Below are 20,158 nucleotides of genomic sequence, written 5' to 3' on the forward strand. Positions count from 1 at the left end.
AATATTTGTTTATAAGAATGGGACCTCCTATTGGAAGTCCCTATTCTTTACCTACAATGTATTATTCTTGATACTCAGCATGATTATGACGAGTGCAACCAAATAGATAACAGGCTGTCTGGATAGAAGGATCAAATTCCCTGGTAGGAATGTATCCAGACGAGATTCGTTCAAACATTCGTTCATACTCTTTCTTTTCATCAAGACATTCTTTAATGTTGGCCTGTTTGTCGATTTCTGACCAATCTTCATCACATTCTTCTTCATAGGCTTCTTTGATTTCTTCTATTTTTTGTTTGATGACTTCATTTAGTATATCATGAGCATGTGTTGAATTATTTAGTTTGAGCAGTGCATAAACATATCGACTAATCCAATTAGGTTGTTTCCAATAAATATCCCACCCCTTTACAAACCACTCAATAGCTTCTTTATAAAAACCCAACTCTACATATAAATTCGCTACATCAACTTCACCGACAAACTCATCGTCATCTTTTGAAAATTTATCAACTTTAATTTTTGCCTCATTTAATTTTCCTAACTCAATCAAACATTTTACATGGCAATACATTGCATAATCAGAGTTTTCTGAAGCAAAAAGAAAATATTTCGAAGCGTCTTCCAAGTTTCCAAGATGATAATTAGCAACGGCTAAATTATTATAAGCGGTTTTGGTAGGGTGGATAGAAATAGATGTTACTAATATTTCTTTTGCGTATTCCCACTTTTTTTGCCTAATATAAATTTCACCTAACAAATTATATGGAAAATATGAGGAGGGCTTCATATTAATAACTTCTTCCAACAAAACCTCGGCTATTGTGTCTTTATATTCTTCATAACAATATATCCAAGCAAGATTAGTTAAAGATTGTACAGTTCTTGATTCATCTACTGCTTTTTGAAATAACTTTAATGCATCTTCATATTCATTTTTTTCAAGTAATTCAATAGCTTTTTGATTAATATTCAATTATTTTATCCTCTCGTTTTTAGTTTATAAGTTCAAAGACTGATAACCCTAGCTTATCATAGGTTACTCTAATTAAAATAACTTTCTAAGAATTGAAACCAACTCAAATAATGGTCGAGGTATTTAGAAGCCACGCCGTTGAATCGGTTCATTTTAAAGAATTCTATTTCATCACATTGTGCTAATACTTCTAGAATAGCTTGAATTACTATTTTTTATCTTCATATTGAACACATTTTTTATTTTTGCTATAGTGTTTGGAAAACTAGAGAAAGGGGAGCACATATCATGATGGGAATATTAGATTTAGAACGATTTACAAGTTTATCAAACGAACAGTGTGAAATTATTTTAGATGTGGCTCAAAACCTTCAAATAATGGCTGACCTTTCTCAAGCAGATATATTTATTGATTGTCTTTTGGAAGAAGATAATGCATCTTTAGTTGTAGCTGAAGCAAAACCTACTACTATCTCATCTTTGTATAAAAAAAGTATGTTAGGGAAGATAACATTTGAAGAAATGGAGCCTGGTGTTTTATTTAGTTTAAAAACTGGAAAGCCAATTTTTGGATCAAGAGGGATTACGGAAGAGCGCGGAATAATGCAACAAGATATTGTTCCTATAAAAGACCGGCATGGGAAGACCATTGCGGTATTAATTAAAGAAAGAGATATCTCACAGGTAGTACAAAACGAAAAAAATATAGAGCAACTTATGAAAGCGGCCAATAGTGAAGACAAACAACGTGTATTTCATGCCATTGTCGTTCAGGAAATTCATCATCGCGTTAAAAATAATTTACAGGTTATTTCCAGTTTGTTGCGGTTACAAATGCAACAATCTCACTCGGTGGAAGTAGCTGAGGTATTTCACGATAGTATATCTCGTATATCAAGTATGGCTTTGGTTCATGATTATTTGGCCCAGCGTGGAACTGAGGAAGCAGATATTAAAGTTTTACTACAACAAATATCTACTTTACTAGTCTCCTCGTCCATTATTCCAGGTCAACAAATTGTTGTGTCTGTTGAGGGGGAATCTGTATTCTGTCCTTCAGATAAAGCAACAGCCGTTGCGCTGATTATCAATGAGTTAGTTCAAAATAGCATAAAACATGCTTTTCCTTCACAAAATTACGGGGAAATTGTGATAAATTTAGGACGACGAAAACAAATGGTTACTATTACAGTAATGGATGATGGATGTGGAATTGGTGATTCTTTTTCTTTAGGTGAGATGTCATCTTTAGGATTACATCTTGTAGATATGTTAGTTGAAGAGAGGCTACAAGGAGTTCTTTCATTCCCTCAGTCTGATAAAGGGACAAAAGTTTCAATAACTTTTCCGATAATAGCTACCGAAATTAATTAATACTAGATGGTAAAATAGATTAACATACCGGCTTTGCTCCTAAATAATTCTTTAGTTAAACAGTAAAAGCTCATCGCCATAACGGGTGGTTGATTTCCGTTCCGACTGGGTGCTTTCCGATGAGCCGCTTTTGTTGTTGCTGTCGCTACGTTAGCACTACGCTTTCGCACAGAAAACATACGCTACGCTCCAGGGTCTCATCTGTGACGCTGATCCCCGCCTCCACTCAAATCAATGGCGTACGTTTTAACAAATGTCATCCACAACTTTTGGTGATGAGCCATAATAAATTTCACTGTTAATCGAGACTTTGTTTCGTAGTAGTATTGTTACTGTTTTCAAAAAGAGAAAGCACGCTTTACAAAATCTTTGAGAGTAGTGTAGAATGAACTAAAATAATATCTGAGGCAAAGGCGCCTTTCACGCCTGAAGAAAATTTCTTCGGGGTATGTGAAAGCGCTTTTTTTTCGTTTATTGCAATCGTTAACATATACAAAGGGGTGTTAAATGATGAAATTGTCCTGTGTGGTAAAAGGAACTCATTATACGTTTTCGTCGGTAAGGGAGGTACTTGCAAAAGCAAGTGAAGCTAAATCTGGGGATGTGATGGCGCGTGTAGCAGCTGAATCATCACTTGAGCGCATGGCAGCAAAAGTGGTACTTAGCGAGATGCAGTTGAAAGAAATTTATGAGAATCCAGTTATTCCGTATGAGATGGATGAAGTAACACGCTTGATTTATGATGATATTAGCGACACGATATACAAAGATATTCAAGGTTGGACAGTCGGTGAACTGAGAAATTATATTCTGTTATCTGATACAGGTACAGATCAATTATTGAAACTTTCAAGGGGACTAACAAGTGAAATGATTTCAGCTGTTGCCAAGCTGATGTCAAGCATTGATCTTGTTCTTGCTTCGCAGAAAATGAAGTATCAAGCACATTGCAATACAACAATTGGAGAGCCTGGTCGCTTAGCATTTCGTTGTCAGCCAAACCATCCAAATGATGTTCCAGAAGGCATTTTGTATTCCATAAAGGAAGGGTTGTCCTTCGGAGCAGGTGATGCAGTTATTGGTATCAATCCGAATGTGGATACGATTGAATCCGTCAAAAAACTATTGACACTTTCACATGAATTTATTGAGAAATGGCAAATTCCAACACAAAATTGTGTTTTGGCTCATATAACAACACAAATGGAAGCTTTAAAACAAGGGGCACCTATCGCACTTATGTTTCAAAGTTTAGCAGGTACACAAAAAGGGAATGAAGCATTTGGTATATCTAAAAAAATTCTTGATGAAGGCTATGAGATGATGGCTCGATATGGTACATCTACAGGCCCAAACTTTATGTATTTTGAAACAGGACAAGGTTCGGAGGTATCTTTAAATGCTGATTTTGGGGTAGATATGCAAACTCTTGAATCAAGAAGCTACGGTTATGCACGTCACTGGAAGCCTTTCATGGTAAATACCGTTTCTGGCTTTATTGGACCGGAGACACTATATGATGGACGCCAATTAATTAGAGCCGATCTTGAAGATGGATTTATGGGGAAATTGCATGGTTTACCAATGGGGATTGCTCCAACTTATACAAATCATATGGATGCCGACCAAAATGATCAGGAAGTTGCCGGTATAATAACGGCAGTTGCAGGAGCGAATTTTTACATGGGAGTACCGGGTGGAGATGATGTCATGCTTAATTATCAAGATACAAGCTATCACGATGATGCTAGTTTGCGTGAGATCCTGGGCTTACGACCACTTCGGGAATTTGAAAAATGGTTGGAGAATATGGGCCTGATGGAAAATGGAAAGTTGACAAAACGTGCAGGGGATTTATCAATTTTTGATTAAGGAGCATTCCTGTTAGAAAGATTTTCAGGGGCTTGAAAAAGAAAAAGCCCTCTTGTATGATGCATGAGTGTCAACGGCAAATTGACTCACTATCACACAGGAGAACTCCATTTATGAATTCTAATACGAACAAAAAAATTAATCAAGTCACTGAAAACACTTTAGTCATCGGCATCGATATTGCCAAGAAAAAGCACTATGCTTGTGCCGTAGATGAACGAGGGCGAGTGCTCCAAAAATCATTTCCTTTCTCTCAATCAAGAGGAGGATTCGATGCTTTTTATGAAAGAATACTCGCTTTACGTGCCACACATGAAAAAAGCGAAATTCTCGTGGGATTTGAACCCACTGGGCACTACTGGATGAACCTAGCAGCGTACCTTACTCTTCATGGGATTCCGTTTGTCATGGTAAATCCGCATCATGTGAACCGTTCAAAGGAATTGGATGATAATCTTCAAACGAAGAATGATCAAAAGGATGCCCTTGTCATTGCGCGATTACTGCGTGATGGACGTTTCAGTTATCCACGTATTCTAGAAGGCGTAGAAGCTGAATTACGAAATGGTGCAACGTTACGGTCCAAAATCCAAGAAGACCTAAATGCCATACAAAATCGTATCATTCGTTGGATTGATCGTTTCTTTCCGGAATTTATGACGGTGTTTAAAGACTTCGGAAAAATGGCTTATGCGGCGCTTGAAATGACACCACTACCTAGTGATATTCAAGGGAAGGCGCCAGAAGAGTTATTGTTTTTGTATCGCCAAGTGAAGGGAATGAAATCGCCCCAACTACCAAAAGCGAAACGATTAGTTGAGGTAGCACAGCACTCCATTGGACTGACAGAGGGACTCGTGATGGCACGAATAGAAATTGCCACACTTCTCACACAGTACAAATTGATGCAAAGCCAATTAGACACTTTAACAGAACAGTTAACCGAACTAGCAAAAGAAATGACGGACTATGACTACTTAAATTCTGTCCCAGGCATCAGCAACGGAACGATTGTCGAGCTACTTTCAGAAGTCGGTTCACTCACACAATATGACCATCCACGCCAATTAATTAAACTAGCGGGACTTACATTACGTGAAAACTCTTCTGGACAACACAAAGGACAAAAACGAATATCCAAGCGAGGAAGAAGAAAGTTACGGGCTCTTTTATTTCGAGTCATGATGCCGTTAATTCGTCATAATGAAGCCTTTAAGAAATTACATGAATATTACACCACGCGCACCGTCAATCCCCTTCGAAAGAAGCAATCGATTGTCGTGCTCTGTGGAAAGTTACTGAAGATTTTACACACCTTATGCAAGAAGAGAGTGTATTTTGATGTAAGCTACATGATGAAAGATCTGTATTGTCTCGTAAAGGCAGCCTAGCAACATCAAAGCTCGACCTACTACAAAAGGATGACACGGAGAAGCCGGCATTATTTATTCCATCCGACTTTGAGTCCCTAAAGGAGCATCGCCAGCCTCTGCCTTATGAATAGACCGAACGAAGGAATGTATGCGCATGGACGCCAAGAGACATGGGAGGGTACGTCATCATAAGCATCGCAGAGATCCATTAGTGCATCACATAGTGGAAATGAAAGTTAATTTTAACCAATTAACTTTAGCGAAGCGTACTCACCAAATGACGAATAATTGAAGAACTAGAAAAGACTATGTAAAAGTTGTGATAAAAAAATTTTTTATCACTCTTAAAAACGGGTCAAACCGTTGATATATCAACATTTATAGAGGGAGGAGCAAAATGGATATTCAAGAAATTGTTCAAAGAGTAGTAGAAGAAGTGAAGAAAAATATGAATTTGCCAAAAGCCGATACCGATCAAAAAACAGAAGAAATCATATATTTCCCCGAAGAACGGATACAAGGGGTAGACGAACCACATAACGCTGCATCTATTGAGCGAGCACAAAGTATTACGCCTGCCCGTATTGGTATTGGTCGAACTGGAACCCGTATGTTAACGACAAGTTATTTACAATTTTTGATTGATCATGCAGCTGCACAGGATGCTGTGTCAAGAGATGTAAGTGATGATTTTCTTCAGAATATGGGTTTGCAAAAACTGGAGACAAAAGCTAGCGATATGAAATCTTACTTAATGGATTTAGATTCTGGACGAAAGTTATCAGATGAATCAGTGAAGTTTCTTGAGAAAAACGGGGATAAAGGAAAAGAAGTACAAATTATTATTTGTGATGGCTTGAGTTCCTCGGCTGTGGAAGCTAATGTAGTTGATTTACTACCTGCTTTAATACAAGGGCTAAAATTAAAAAATATTAGCGTCGCAAAGCCGTTTTTTATTAAGCGAGGGCGTGTATGGGTGCAAGACGAAGTAGCTGCAATTGTTAATTGTGACCTTGTTATTTCATTGATTGGTGAAAGGCCAGGTCTAAATACAGATGAAAGCTTGAGTGCATACATGATTTATCGACCTACTGAAAAAACAGTTGAAGCCGATCGGACGGTAATTTCAAATATTCATAAAGAAGGACTGACTTCGCTTGAAGCTGGTGCCTACCTATCTGATTTAATCGAACAAATGCTTCTTGCTAAGTGTACAGGAGTTTCTTTTGCTCAACAAAGGAGTTTCAACATGTAAGTATTGCATGTAATCTGTGTGTGTTCTCATTAATTCGAGTAAAAAAATTATAGTATTCTTTCTGTCCAGAAAGGTTGTGATGGTTTATGAAAAAACGGATTTTGATTGCTGAAGACGAACCGATTATCAGACTGGACTTAAAAATGATGCTTCGGAATCACGGTTATGAGGTAGTCGGAGAAGCAGGAGATGGGGATCGAGCGATTGAACTCGCTTTTAATTTAAAACCAGATCTTGTGTTAATGGATATTGAAATGCCAAAACTAAATGGTTTAAAAGCAAGTGAGGTTATTGGTCGTCAGGTGGATGTACCAGTGCTGTTAATTACTGCCTACAGTCAAAAAGAATTTGTAGAAAAGTCTAGGCAAGATAATATTATGGGTTATCTAGTTAAACCAGTTTCTGAGGCTAGCTTAATTCCAGCAGTTATTATTGCACTTCAACAAGCTAAGAGGACGCAGACGCTAAAAAAATCTTTACAACTCACAGAACAACAAATTCAAAAACGAAAGATGATTGAGCGAGAAAAAGGCAACTCGATAAAGTAAATCTGGGCAATAGATATTTTCATTAACTCATTTCGGCAAATGTCTTTTGTAGCGAAAGCGAAGCATCAGCTACAGAAGTCTCCCACTTCTATTGGAAGGAAATTGGCGACTGCACTGCAAAAAAAGTGAATTATTTACTAGATGGAAGTGGATTGAACCAAACGAAACAGGTCGGGCTACCTGCTTGGCGCTAGTACTCAGACAACAGAAATAAACGGTGCAACAATTCAAGTAGCGTCTGATAAACTTCCAATAAAGAATGTACCTGTCGACGTTTGACACATCTACCATTAACCCTGAAATTATAAGGGGAAGGTCACTCATTTGAAAAATAATGAGTGATTTTTCTTGGTTTTTAACTCTCTTCTTACATCTAATATTTTCCATAATATGCACTAATTACTCTCAAGTCAGAGTAAAATTTGACTCCATTTTCATACGCCAAAGCGGCTGTTATGAAGTTCTAATATTTGTTTTACAATAGCTACAACCAAGCCTAATCCATCAATTCTTTGCTTCTTGATTTTTCTACTCTGTAAAACGGGTTTCATATTCGTTTGATTTCTTCAGCTTCTCTTTAATTTGGTTGCCGAATCGCTTGTTATTGTGCTCATTCCTATACTGTTTTGGTGTGATACAAGTGAATTTTTTTAAAAGTTTTAAGAGGTGTGTTGATTAACTATTTTTATCCATCCCGATTAATGAGAAGGCTCTGATTTCCGCAAATTGACTTCTTAGTTTCCATTCATGTTCAATTCCCATAATAATAAATAACGATTCATATCAGTTATTTCTAATGCAATGAATAGCTCATAAAATCGTATTTTTTGTATAACTTTTTGTTTTTTAAAATTAATAATTCCTTTTTAAAAATTAATATATTTTTCAACTTTTAGGAGCCGAAAAAGAGAGAAAAATGATGATATTAAGATAAACTTAATGTTTTTTCGAGAAAAACTATATACAATTCTATATCATATTGTTGTATAGTATAACTATTCGCATAAAAAGGGAGGAGATTTGATTGTGAAAAAAATGATAAAAGTACCGCATACATATGCAATTATTTTTATAGTAATACTTATTGCTGCAATCGGAACTTATGTTATTCCAGCTGGTAAATATGACAAAGAAGAGGTTGGCGGTAAGCAATATGTTGTGGATGGTAGTTACCATTCAGTAGAACAGAATCCAGTCGGATTTTTCGAATTATTTACTTCGATTCCTGCAGGGATGCAAGCTGGATCACAAATCATTTTCTACATTTTTTTACTTGGTGGAGCATTTGGCATCATCAAAACAACAGGGGCAATTGATGCAGGGATTAATGCCGTTGTCTCAAAATTAAAAACGAAAGATAAATTTCTCATTCCGTTAATTATGATCATCTTCTCAATTCTTGGTTTTACGACAGGGACATCAGAAGAGAATATTATTTTCGTCCCAATTGGAATTGGTATCGCCATTGCACTTGGCTATGATGCCATCGTTGGTACAGCAATGATTACGCTAGGGGCAGCAAGTGGATTTATCGGAGGTATGTTAAACCCATTTACAGTAGGAGTTGCACAAGGGATTGCAGAAATTCCAATCTTCTCAGGATTCTTATTCCGTTCTTGTGTTTATGTCTTTATTTTAGCAGCAGCAATTTTCTACGTAATGCGATATGCCGCAAAAGTAAAAGCTGATCCAAAAGCTTCTGTGCTATATGGAGAAAAAATCGATCGTACTGTACGTACAGATGATAACAAAATTCCTGAATTCACTTGGAATCGTAAACTTGTTTTAGTTATTCTTTTCGGTGGAATTGGCGTTAATATGTACGGAGTAATAAAACAAGATTGGTTTTTAAATGAATTAGCCGCATCATTTATGATTATTGGATTCTTAGCAGGGATCGTTGGTAAATTAGGTGTTAATAATACATTCGCTGCTTTTGTTGAAGGGATGAAACTTGTTGCATTTGGTGCATTAATTGTAGGTTTCGCTCGTACAATTTTAGTTGTAATGGACAACGGGGCAATCATTGATTCTGTCGTTTATGGGTTATCACATGTTATTAGCCAATTGCCACCTGTATTTGGTGTCATTGGAATGTTTATTGCACAAACATTTACTAACTTCTTTATTCCATCTGGAAGTGGACAAGCTGCGACAACGATGCCAATCATGGTTCCATTGGCGGATATTCTCGGTATGCCACGTCAATTAGCCGTTCTTGCCTTCCAATATGGTGATGCAATTAGTAACTCAATTATTCCTACTTCAGCAGCGCTTATGGGCTACCTTGGTATTGCAGGTATTCCATATGACAAATGGGTCAAATTCATTTGGAAATTAATTTTGATTTGGATGGTTATTGCTTTAATTGGTTTAATTATTGCTTTTTATATCGGTGTACAATAAACAAAAAAGTTCGTATATTTAAATTGGTCTGAATATTTTCGATTCTAAAATATACTGTAAAAGGCAATGAAGGTGATCCCTCATTGCCTTTTGTCAATATTATGTTAAAAGCTTATGAGAATATCAATTGGATATAGATAAGGTTTTTCAGGTTCTTCTATTTTCACCCAATTATCCACTTTAATAACGGGTAAGCTTTCTCCATTGTATGTTGTAATATCGATTGTTCCAATTACTTCAATCCATGTATCATTAACTAGAGTATGGTTTTCTGGTAATTCTGCTAGAAAGCCTACTATACTTGCGTCAGCAATACAGTGCGTAATGAGAAATCTTGAAATGACCAATTGATTCTGAGGAAAGCTATCTTCATTTAAAACAAAACCTTTCAATTGTATCTTTTTTCCTAGATATTTTGATAAATCTTTATTAATATCCTCATAATAAATAGTGTAATCCTTATCTGTCATTTTAATAGTTTGATTTTGTGAGAGCTGTTGCTTTAAAAGCTCGTATTCTTTTTTAGGCATCTCCTGCCTTTCCTCCATCAACATTGGATCTTGAGCATGTTCGTCATATATATTTTCGTTAACGGTTTTATTTGAAGTGATATAGTCTTCTATTTTAGATGTTTTGGATTGTTTAGTAAGAATCAAAGAGGCTCCTTTTTTGTCAGCTATAGAAGCGTCCAGTACCTTCGCAGGCATAAAGAAACCCGTAAGTAATGGAGTAATGATAACTAGATAAGAAAATACCTTTTTTTTATTAATTGGTGAATCTCCGTGATCGTGTTGAGTACAACAAGCGTGTTCAGTACTGTAACAATGTTGTTTTTTAGTTGAAAAAGAAAAAATTCTTGTCACTTGAACAAAAAATAAAAGTAGGAATAAAATAGCAACTGTTTTACTTAAATTTTCGTATTTTGGATTAATGAATTTTGTTATTTCTTCAGTCCAATGTAGGTTGAAAATCATGGCAAAAAAAGCTAATAAAATGATAGCTCTTACTGCTTGTTGGAAGTGAAATTTCATGTTTTCCCCCTTATATATAACTTGAAAGTATAAATAAACTAAAATAGACAACAGCGGCTATTAAAATTAATAAACACATTACAAACTTAAAGCGAAATACGCCTATCAACATAATTGTATTTTTTAGATCAATCATAGGTCCTAAAATTAAAAATGCTAGAATAGAAGGCGTGGAGAAAATAGCGCTAAAAGAAGCCCCTATAAATGCATCCGCTTCAGAGCAAAGTGATAAAATAAATGCTAAGCCCATCATTACTACTATTGAAGAGGATACATCATTCCCTATTTCGACTAATGTTTTTGTCGACACATACGTTTGTACAAGTGCAGCTAAAAATGCCCCTATTATTAAATATTTTCCCATGTCAAAGAATTCATCTATAGAGTGTTTTAACATATTAAACAACTTTTTTATGAATGAAGTTTTAATTACGTCTATACGTGATGAATCTGTTTGAATCCCTGGTTTGAATTGTGTCCCTTAAAAAAACAAGCTAATAATTAAAGATACTATAATAGCAATGAAGAAGCCTAAAATCATTCGTAGGCCTGCGATTTTTATGTCATTGCCAAATGCCATATAGGTAGAGAGAATAACGATCGGATTAATAAGAGGCCCGGTTAACATAAATCCTATTGCGGCATGGATAGGTACTCCTTTTGAAATCAACCTTCGAACGATAGGTACTATTCCACATTCGCAAGCAGGAAATAATGCTCCTACAATGCAACTCATTAAAACTGCCATAAATTTATTTTTAGGAATCCACTTTTGAATATGATCTTCCGTTATAAAGATTTGAATAAATCCTGCAATAAGGACTCCGATTAGCACAAAGGGGAGAGCCTCTATTAAAATACTTATAAATATAGTATTAAGATTCAAAATGGAAGAAGCGATAGTCTCAAATGTCGAGTAGACTATTAAAAATGGTTGAATAAAGAATAAAAATAAAATGAAAATGAGCCAAAAATTAAATAGATATTTAGGAATATGAAGACGTTCCACATGTACCTCCCAGAAGTTACGATCTTTTTAAATTGTAATGATTCCGTTTTAATATAAACTATGTATATGGACAATTAGGTATTACACAATACATTAGATTTTTGGATACATTACATGTTTAAATATACGGTCAGGGATTCAAAAATTTAGATAAACGTAAAAACGGAAGAGGGGAACAAACTATAATTCTTTGACAACATAAAAATAGTAGCATTATACACAATGTAAAATGCTACTTGGAGAAAGGAAAACTATGCTGTTTTCTTTAGTTTGGATACAGGAACAGAACGATTTAAAATACTGTTAGCTATCATTCCAATCATGATAATAATCATACCGATTAAAGATAATCCAACAGGCCAAGAACCGTTTAAAAAAACGATTTCACCAAGAACAGTAAACACCATTGTTCCAGCTTGTGTTGCCTCCACTGCCCCTAATAAAGAAAGGTTATTTTTCGCTAAGTCAGTAGCGAAGAAAAATGTCATTGTGGCGATAACACCCGAACATAATGCTAATAAGAAACCTTGCATCATTTGCCCAGATGTTGGTATGCCAGTTGTAGTCCAACCATAAATCGCTAATATAATACTGACAGGAAGACTGCCAATTGCCATGCCTAACACGCGTTGGAATGTATCTAAGCGACCAGCAACGACTTCCATCATTTTTCTATTACCGAAAGGATATAAGAATGCGGCGATGACTACAGGGAGGAAGCCGGATAAAAATTGAGAAACAGTAATATCCCCAGCTTCTGTTAATTGCATACAAATGACACCTGTTAAAATAAATAAGGCAACAAGTAAGCTTCGCAAAGGCATTTTACCGCGAACTCGTTTAACTTCTGACTTCGTCTCCAATGTAATAAAAAATAACGGAGATAATAACAAACCAGCTAAAATGGTTATTTGCCATGTACCTGCTACGAGCCATGCAGGACTAAATACAGCAGCATAGCTTAATAAGGAATAAAATCCAACCCCAGCTATTGTTCCATAACCAATCCATGCCAAAGGATTTTTACGCATTTCTACCCATAGTGGACGAAGGTTTTTGCGAAATAGGACGATAAAGAATAAAATGGGTAAAGCGAATAAAAATCGGAAGGAGGCAGTCCAAGCCCAGCTTGTTCCTGATACGTTCATAATTCGATTTATAATAAATGTAGCTGAAAAAAACGCAGATGATAAAATACCTAATAAGATAGCGCGCATTTCGTTCGCTCCTTTCTGAATATATACTATAATATAATTATTTATATAAAAAGTAAACTATAATATACCGAAAGAGGGGTTCCTATGAAAGAACAAGAGGATATGCAAACAAAAGAAGTAATTCTGCAAGTTGGTCAACTGTTACGACAAATACGCAATGAACAAAAATTAAGTTTAGAAGAGTTAGCAAAGAAAACGGGTGTTAGTAAATTAACACTAGGAAAAATTGAAAGAGGAGAAACGAATCCTACATTAGGCGTCATTTGGAAGATTACAAAAGGATTATCTATTCCGTTGTCACGGCTTATGGTTATAGAAGATATAGTCAATGTTGCACGCTGCGGAGAAGGATTTATTATAGAAGAAAATCAAATGTGGCGATTAGAGACTATATTTCGTTACAAAAAAGAAACAGGATTGGAAATGCATCGTGCTTGTTTGCAACCGTATAGCATATATGAGGCAGAACCTCATCATGAAGGAGCTATTGAATTTGTAACAGTAATGAAAGGGAAAATTTCGATTCAAGTAGGACAAGAAATGTATGAATTAAACGAATTTGATTCTATTCAATTTGAAGCAAATCGAAAGCATAGCTATGAAAACACCGGAAATGAAGTTGCAGTTCTCCATTTAACAATGAAATATTTATCTTGAAATAAGTAATCACACTAGTAGTTTCATCTTTGGATTCTATGCGAAGGCTTGTTATTATGCTTGAGCTGGAAGCGGTATTGACAGAGCAAGCAGTGGACAGGATCAATAGTTCTAATTGATGCTGGTTTAACTTTAATATATCATTAAGAAAAATCCCGAATAATGTCCGTTATTCGGGATATTGTTTTTTCTTGCCATATGTTATTAATTTATCCTAAAGCTGCATTGATCATTATAATGTGAATTTTTTTAGCTCTACAGACAATGTATTTGTCATTTCTTGAAGTTCTGAAACCTTTTCACTAATTTTTTGGAAGGATCCTAACTGCTCTTGAGTGGAAGCAGAAATTTCTTCTGTTCCTGCTGCGGTTTCTTCCGTAATAGCGGAAATGTTTTCAATGGCACTATTCATTTGCTGGCTCATTTCGCTTGTTTGCTCCATATCCTTAGCAAGGTGTTGTAATTGGTCATTTATGGTTAAAACATGTGAAGCAATTGCCTCAAAAGACTTTTCTGTATCTAACATTGATTGTGACTGCTCTTTTGAAAGCTGATGTCCATGCTCAGCAGTAGAAAGAATGGTCGTGATACCGTGTTGTATATGTGTGACCATTGAAGAGATTAAACTAGTTGCATTTTCTGTTTCATTTGAAAGTTTTTTGACTTCCTCTGCCACTATTGCGAATCCTTTTCCAGCTTCTCCAGCCCGTGCAGCTTCGATTGCTGCATTCAATGCCAATAGATTTGTTTGATTAGCAATAGCATGGACTGCATTAGCGGCGCCTTCAATTTCTGTTGTGAATTGAGAGAATTGCGTAACAGCCTCTTTAATATCAAGCGATGTAGATGAAATATCCTTCGCGATAGAGGATTGCTTTTCTAGTGAATTATGGCCAATTTGAATAGCAGCAAGTGCCTGTTTACCGTTTGCTGCTGATTGTTCGCTAGTCTGCTGAACTATTGTAAATTGATCTGCCATCGTATTCATGAGGATAGCAGCTGACTGGATATCTTCTGAAATAATTAGGCTTCCTTTTGCCAATTCGTCCGTGGATATAGCAATTTGTTTATTGCCTTCATTAACAGTTTCAATATAGCTTGTAACATCGTTTGTAAATAGAGTAACATTTTCACCTACATCGTCAATGGATTTTACGGTGCTTTTTAAGCTAACAATCATTTTGGAAAAGTTCTCTGTCAGTTGATCAACTTCATTTCGACTGCCTTGCTTATAGGATAGGGTAGAGGTATCTATTGTCAAATTCCCTGAAGCCACCAATTGTGCACAATCCACGATCCGATTAATCGGATTTGTAATTCTTTTCGTTGCGACATACGAAAAAATGATGGTAGCAATAATTAGGAGGATACTTCCAATAATTGTTGTTGTAATTATAAAAGTAATTTTTTGCTTTGCCAAATCATTCATTTCTTGATACCATTCATTTGTTTCTTTTTTCAGTAGATGCATATCGTTTAATATGCCGGATATTCTTATTGCTTGTTTTTTTATCGCAGGACGGTTGTTAGCAAGAAATCCTGTTTCGGTAGCTTTTTCCAGTTCCTCGTATTTGCTCTCGATTTTTTTGATGATTGTCTTATGCTCAGATATTTTTGCAATAGTCGAGAGGTTTTCTAAATTTACTTTCGCTTCTTGTAAAATTGAAAGAGCTTCATTTTTATTGGCCTCACTATCTAAATAAGTGTAATTGTTTAATGATTGGCTCGCTACAACTAAACTTTGTTCAAGTTCTTTCACTGCGAGTAAAAGTGCTGTATCATCTTGTGCAGTTGTTTGAATATCAAATGTTTGTACGATAATAAAACCAATCATAGCCATTGCGAGAACAATTGGAATAAGTATGTTCATAAATAATTTTTTTCGTAACGTCACTGGATACTCCCCTTTTCTGCGGTAACTTTTATTTTACCCGAGACAATATCATCTTGTGCTTTTTCTATGGCAGCCTGTTGCTCAGATGTAAGTTTAATAATACGTATATCCGCAAGTCCGACTCCATTATCAGCTAGACCGAACGAAAACGATTTTTCAGAAATTTGCCCGTCCTCGACTAATGTTTTAGCAATTTTATAAACAGCTTGGTCGACATTTTTTAACATGGATGTTACGACAGTTTTTTCTGCAATGTAAAATTGATCAATATCAACTCCCGCTGCATATACACCCATTTCTTCAGCTTTTTTTATGGCACCAAAGCCTGTGAATCCCGCTGCATGATAAATAAAATCTACGCCGTTCTTTATGTAACGTTCTGTGATTGCGGCACCTGCGTCGGTATCATCAAATGTGCCAGCATACTCACTAACAATTTCGATATTTGGATTAAAATATTGAGCTCCCTCAATAAAGCCGTTTTCAAAATGATGGATAACCGGAACATTTGCACCACCAATAAACCCTATTTTTCCAGTTATACTCGTCATTGCTGCAACCATTCCAAGTAAAAAACTGCCTTCTTGCTCTTTAAATGTTATTGAAGTGATATTTGCAACATCTGATTGTCCGTCAATAAGGACAAATTGCTGATCAGGATATTTCTTCGCAGTTTTTTCCAGTGCCTCCTGTACAGAGAAACCAAGACCGATAATGACGTTATATTTTTCTTCGACAAGTTCTTCTAGCTTCTGTTCGTAATTGCCATCAGGCGCCTCTTTATAATCAAACAAAATACCTAGCTCATCTCGTGCTTTTTCAAGCCCTTTAAAAGCTGAGTCATTAAACGATTCATCACCAAGCCCTGCATCTGAGAGCAAGATACCAATTTTATAGTCATCTTGCGCTTTTTTTCTATGAAGCTGTTGAACAGCCTGCTACTAACAAAACTATCAAACAAAGGCCAATCATTAATTTTTTCAATATGAGTACCTCCAGTTGTATGTATTATTTATCGATCAAAAGTTGTTCTAAGTCAGATGTCAGACGACATTTTTTATTTTACCATTAAATATTATCAGATTTTTTACAATTTACTACAGGAAAATGGGTTCAAATCATCCTGAATATTTTTTGGATACTAAGTATTTAGTTTGTTATATAATGAGTTTTCTCTATAATGATAGTGGGAAAGGTAGGATGATGTTCATACATAAGTACTAATTCATAAAAATTGCCCCTTTTTTCTATGGACAATTAAAAAAGCCTAGCAAACACTCAAAGAGTTTGCAGGCTCACTGCCCGAAACAATAGAACGCTTAATGTAGCTTTGGAATAATGTTTGTCAAATTAAAAACTGTACAAAATTGTTGATATGCTCCCCATTAAGTAGGCAGATGAAAAAATAAAATCTGATTATTTAATGGAGAGTATTTTTATGGCTAAAAGTAAATATTCCGAAAAACAGCTGGCTGACTACGGAATTATTATGTCATATGAGGATATATTTTTAATTGCTTTGCTAAATCGTAAATTGAAGTTTTTACAAATGTATCCATTCTGTTATCTAGACGAGATTTAGGATAAATAAGTTGAATCTTTCTATTAAGTGTCACATCGTGTAGGTCCTTCTTTATCAAAAGTCCTGATTTTAACTCATCTTCTATCAGGGCAACTGACAAAAACGCAATTGTTTTTCCGAAAGTAAGCATTTTCTTAATAGTGCTAACAGAATCTAGCTCGATCGTATAAATGGATGGGTGAAATGGGTCCATCCATTTTTCTATAAAATGATTCGTTGAACTTGAAGATGTATGCAATAATACTTTGTTTTTTAGGACATCTGCTTTTGTGATGTCCTTTTTTGCTGCAAGCTCATGGGTAGGGCTTAATGCTAAAACAAGGGAATCTTCGCCGATTGTATCGTAAATAAGAGACGAATTTTCTTGCTTTGTTTCCATGATGAGCCCGAAATCTAATTCTTGAAGTGCTACCTTTTGTTCAATTTCGGGAGCTGTTTTTACTTCTAGCGATATTCGAATGTCTGGGTAAGCTGTAGAAACCTGATGAATAATATCTGGCATAAAAATATGTGCGGGTAGCCCGCTTGCGCCAAGACGAATGGAGCCGATATTACCAGCTAAAAGATTTTCGATAAAGCGGTTCATGTCTTTTTGAAGCTGTACAATTTGGCGAGCATAATGATAGAGCCCTTCTCCTGCTTCTGTTAAACGGTATCCACCTGCATTTGTCCGAAATAAACGGATGCCATATTCCTCTTCAATGGAACGAATATGAAAGGATACGGTCGGTGCTGTAAGACCAAGCTCTTTGGCAACAGGAGCTAATTTTTTAAATTCTACAAGTAGGCAAAATGCCTGTAACTTCATATTATTCATTTTATCCTCCTAAAGTAAATTAGAAAAAATCTTAGTTTTACTTTAGTTTATTAGATTTTTTTTAACGAGTTATTAATAGTAGATTAATATTTTCTAAATATCTGGAATTTATAGTTGTAATTAACGAGGAGGATATGATGAAAATCTCATTAACAAATATCGAGAAAAAATATGGACAGGCTCAAGCGCTTTGGCCCATTAATGTGGAGCTGAACAGCAAATTCATCACCATCTTAGGACAATCAGGTTGCGGTAAAACAACATTATTAAAAATATTAGCAGGTCTTGAACAACCGACAAATGGAGAAATCGGTTTTGATGAAACCATTATTTACTCATCTAAACTCCGGAAGAATGTAAAACCAAATAAGCGAAATATTGCGATGGTTTTTCAAGATTTTGCATTGTGGCCACATATGACTGTTTTTCAAAACATTGCTTTTGGCCTGAAGGGAATTGTTCCAAAGTCAGACATTCCGGCTCGAGTGAAGCATGTTATGCGATTGGTGAAAATGGAAGGATTTGAAAAACGAAAACCTGGGGAGTTATCAGGGGGACAGCAGCAACGGGTAGCACTAGCAAGGGCACTTGCGACAAATCCTCAGCTTATTTTGTTTGATGAACCATTATCGGCGCTTGACGCAGTACTAAGAGAAAAAATGCAAGATGAAATCATGCATATTATTCACGAGCTAGATTGTCAGGCTATTTTTGTCACACATGATCAAACAGAGGCAATGACGATGTCAGATCAAATTATTGTGATGGAAGCAGGAAGAATTGCACAGGTGGGAACACCAGAAGAAATATATCACGCCCCAGCAACACCGTATGTAGCAGATTTTATCGGCAAAGTGAACTGGTTTGATAAAGGTAATTATATTGTGCGACCTGAAGGAGTTTCCAGACTATCACGCCCAGGTACGATTGCAAAACAAGCGATGATTGTAAAAAGTACTTTTGTTGGTGATCGTTATTTAGTGCAGGCACAGGTAGAAGGAAAGCACTGGAGCTTTTACGAAGCAGAACCTATTGAACACGGTAAGCAGCTTGAAGTTTTTATAGATAAAAAACAAATATATCAATTGGAGGGTTACCATTGAAACAACGAGGTTTGAAACTATTCGCTACAGCTGGAATTCTTTTAACATTAGCATTAGCGGGCTGTGGAAATAAAGAGGTAGAGAAGAATGATAAAGTAAGTGCAAAGCCGAAAGAAGAGCAAACTTTAACGGTATACTCTGCTGGTCCAGATGGTTTGGCGGCGAATATTCAACAAGCATTTGAAGAGAAGACAGGGATAAAAGTAGAGATGTTCCAAGGGACAACAGGCAAAATATTATCGCGTTTAGAAGCGGAAAAAAATAATCCTGTAGCAGACGTTGTTGTACTAGCCTCTGTCGCTTCAATGGATGGTTTAAAGGAAACAGATCAGCTTCAAAGCTATAAAGATGCTGAAGGTGCAAAGAAAATCAATAGCGATTGGTCAAATGCAGAAGGTTATTACTATGGTTACAGTGCCTCGGCATTAGGAATTGCTTATAATACGAAAAATACGCAGCAGGCTCCAGCAGAATGGGCAGATTTAGCAAAAGCTGAATGGCAAAATAAAATCAATATACCAGACCCTAGCTTATCAGGCTCTGCTGTAGACTTCCTATTCGGATATACAGAAGCTGAAAAAACAGCTTGGACTACGATGGAAAAGTGGAAGGAAAATGGTTTACAGGTGAATGGTGCTAATAAGGAAGCGCTAGATGCTGTTATTACTGGTGACAAAAATGCCACAATTTCAGGGGTAGATTACATGGCCTATAAAGCAAAAGCTGATGGTGAGCCAGTAGAAATTATTTATCCAAAAAATGGAACAGTTGTCAGTCCACGTGCTGTTGGTATTTTGAAGGATGCAAAAAACGTAGAGAGTGCAAAAGCGTACGTTGATTTTTTACTGTCAGATGAAGGGCAAAAGCTTGTAGCCAATGCTTACTTACTACCAGGCAACAAAGATATACCTGTTAAGGATCGTGCAGCCTTAGATGAAATTCCTCAGCTAAACGTGAACTGGAAAGGTGCAGAAGCAAAGCAGCTTGAAGTATTAACTAAATTCAATGATATTTTTCGTTAAGTAGTTGTTTGGGAGGTTTTTT

At 36.0% G+C, this 20,158-nt stretch carries 16 protein-coding genes and 2 pseudogenes; 10 read left to right on the forward strand and 8 right to left on the reverse strand.

Translation table 11 applies throughout. The features are described from left to right. Positions 1–61 precede the first annotated feature (61 nt). The gene (locus FJQ98_RS08010) at positions 62–976 is read right to left on the reverse strand and encodes a tetratricopeptide repeat protein (protein WP_053594550.1); all 915 of its coding nucleotides are present in this window, start codon (positions 974–976) and stop codon (positions 62–64) included. Positions 977–1,264: 288 nt separating this feature from the next. On the opposite strand from FJQ98_RS08010, the gene FJQ98_RS08015 reads away from it, so the two are divergent. Next, entirely contained in the window at positions 1,265–2,350 is a 1,086-nt protein-coding gene (locus tag FJQ98_RS08015; RefSeq protein WP_053594551.1) for a sensor histidine kinase, read from the forward strand. 2 nt (positions 2,351–2,352) lie between these two features. Here the strand turns inward: FJQ98_RS08015 and FJQ98_RS08020 are convergent, their stop codons facing one another. Further along, positions 2,353–2,529 (reverse strand): hypothetical protein, encoded by a 177-nt coding sequence (locus FJQ98_RS08020; RefSeq protein ID WP_158003013.1) that lies wholly within the window; start codon positions 2,527–2,529, stop codon positions 2,353–2,355. Between the two features lie 331 nt (positions 2,530–2,860). Between FJQ98_RS08020 and FJQ98_RS08025 the strand changes: the two genes are divergently transcribed. From FJQ98_RS08025 to FJQ98_RS08050, 6 genes are all read left to right on the forward strand, one after another. Next, a complete protein-coding gene (locus FJQ98_RS08025; RefSeq protein ID WP_053594552.1) occupies positions 2,861–4,222 on the forward strand; it encodes an ethanolamine ammonia-lyase subunit EutB in 1,362 nt (453 codons plus the stop codon). A gap of 113 nt (positions 4,223–4,335) precedes the next feature. Next, positions 4,336–5,613, forward strand: coding sequence for an IS110 family RNA-guided transposase (locus tag FJQ98_RS08030; RefSeq protein ID WP_201406670.1), 1,278 nt, complete (start codon positions 4,336–4,338; stop codon positions 5,611–5,613). Between the two features lie 379 nt (positions 5,614–5,992). After that, positions 5,993–6,850, forward strand: coding sequence for an ethanolamine ammonia-lyase subunit EutC (gene eutC, locus FJQ98_RS08035; protein WP_053595066.1), 858 nt, complete (start codon positions 5,993–5,995; stop codon positions 6,848–6,850). Between the two features lie 86 nt (positions 6,851–6,936). Then, on the forward strand, positions 6,937–7,398 hold the full coding sequence (locus FJQ98_RS08040; protein WP_198926886.1) for an ANTAR domain-containing response regulator: 462 nt from the start codon (positions 6,937–6,939) through the stop codon (positions 7,396–7,398). Positions 7,399–7,608: 210 nt separating this feature from the next. Beyond that, the gene (locus FJQ98_RS26720; protein ID WP_241774572.1) at positions 7,609–7,677 is read left to right on the forward strand and encodes a hypothetical protein; all 69 of its coding nucleotides are present in this window, start codon (positions 7,609–7,611) and stop codon (positions 7,675–7,677) included. A 756-nt stretch (positions 7,678–8,433) separates the two neighbouring features. Then, the gene (locus tag FJQ98_RS08050; RefSeq protein ID WP_053595111.1) at positions 8,434–9,804 is read left to right on the forward strand and encodes a YfcC family protein; all 1,371 of its coding nucleotides are present in this window, start codon (positions 8,434–8,436) and stop codon (positions 9,802–9,804) included. Positions 9,805–9,908: 104 nt separating this feature from the next. Here the strand turns inward: FJQ98_RS08050 and FJQ98_RS08055 are convergent, their stop codons facing one another. The 3 genes and pseudogenes from FJQ98_RS08055 to FJQ98_RS08065 form a co-directional block, all read right to left on the reverse strand. Next, a complete protein-coding gene (locus tag FJQ98_RS08055; RefSeq protein ID WP_053595067.1) occupies positions 9,909–10,835 on the reverse strand; it encodes a TIGR03943 family putative permease subunit in 927 nt (308 codons plus the stop codon). A gap of 10 nt (positions 10,836–10,845) precedes the next feature. Next, positions 10,846–11,793 (reverse strand): annotated as a pseudogene (locus FJQ98_RS08060) (permease). 302 nt (positions 11,794–12,095) lie between these two features. After that, a complete protein-coding gene (locus tag FJQ98_RS08065) occupies positions 12,096–13,061 on the reverse strand; it encodes a DMT family transporter (protein ID WP_053595069.1) in 966 nt (321 codons plus the stop codon). Between the two features lie 84 nt (positions 13,062–13,145). On the opposite strand from FJQ98_RS08065, the gene FJQ98_RS08070 reads away from it, so the two are divergent. Then, positions 13,146–13,718 (forward strand): helix-turn-helix domain-containing protein, encoded by a 573-nt coding sequence (locus tag FJQ98_RS08070; protein WP_053595070.1) that lies wholly within the window; start codon positions 13,146–13,148, stop codon positions 13,716–13,718. 232 nt (positions 13,719–13,950) lie between these two features. On the opposite strand, the gene FJQ98_RS08075 is transcribed toward FJQ98_RS08070, so the two are convergent. The 3 genes and pseudogenes from FJQ98_RS08075 to FJQ98_RS08085 form a co-directional block, all read right to left on the reverse strand. Continuing rightward, positions 13,951–15,612 (reverse strand): methyl-accepting chemotaxis protein, encoded by a 1,662-nt coding sequence (locus tag FJQ98_RS08075; RefSeq protein ID WP_053595071.1) that lies wholly within the window; start codon positions 15,610–15,612, stop codon positions 13,951–13,953. Further along, positions 15,609–16,596, reverse strand: a pseudogene (locus tag FJQ98_RS08080) (BMP family lipoprotein). The gene FJQ98_RS08075 and the pseudogene FJQ98_RS08080 overlap by 4 nt, the downstream one beginning before the upstream one ends. A gap of 503 nt (positions 16,597–17,099) precedes the next feature. Further along, on the reverse strand, positions 17,100–18,011 hold the full coding sequence (locus FJQ98_RS08085) for a LysR family transcriptional regulator (protein ID WP_053595073.1): 912 nt from the start codon (positions 18,009–18,011) through the stop codon (positions 17,100–17,102). Positions 18,012–18,145: 134 nt separating this feature from the next. On the opposite strand from FJQ98_RS08085, the gene FJQ98_RS08090 reads away from it, so the two are divergent. Both FJQ98_RS08090 and FJQ98_RS08095 read left to right on the forward strand, forming a co-directional pair. Then, positions 18,146–19,114: an ABC transporter ATP-binding protein gene (locus FJQ98_RS08090; RefSeq protein ID WP_241774568.1), complete on the forward strand. Its 969-nt coding sequence runs from the start codon at positions 18,146–18,148 to the stop codon at positions 19,112–19,114. After that, positions 19,111–20,136, forward strand: a complete 1,026-nt coding sequence (locus FJQ98_RS08095) for an ABC transporter substrate-binding protein (RefSeq protein WP_082340101.1) — start codon at positions 19,111–19,113, stop codon at positions 20,134–20,136. Before FJQ98_RS08090 ends, FJQ98_RS08095 begins: the two co-directional genes overlap by 4 nt. Positions 20,137–20,158: the final 22 nt, after the last annotated feature.

The organism is Lysinibacillus agricola (genome assembly GCF_016638705.1).
Lineage (GTDB): Bacteria > Bacillota > Bacilli > Bacillales_A > Planococcaceae > Lysinibacillus > Lysinibacillus agricola.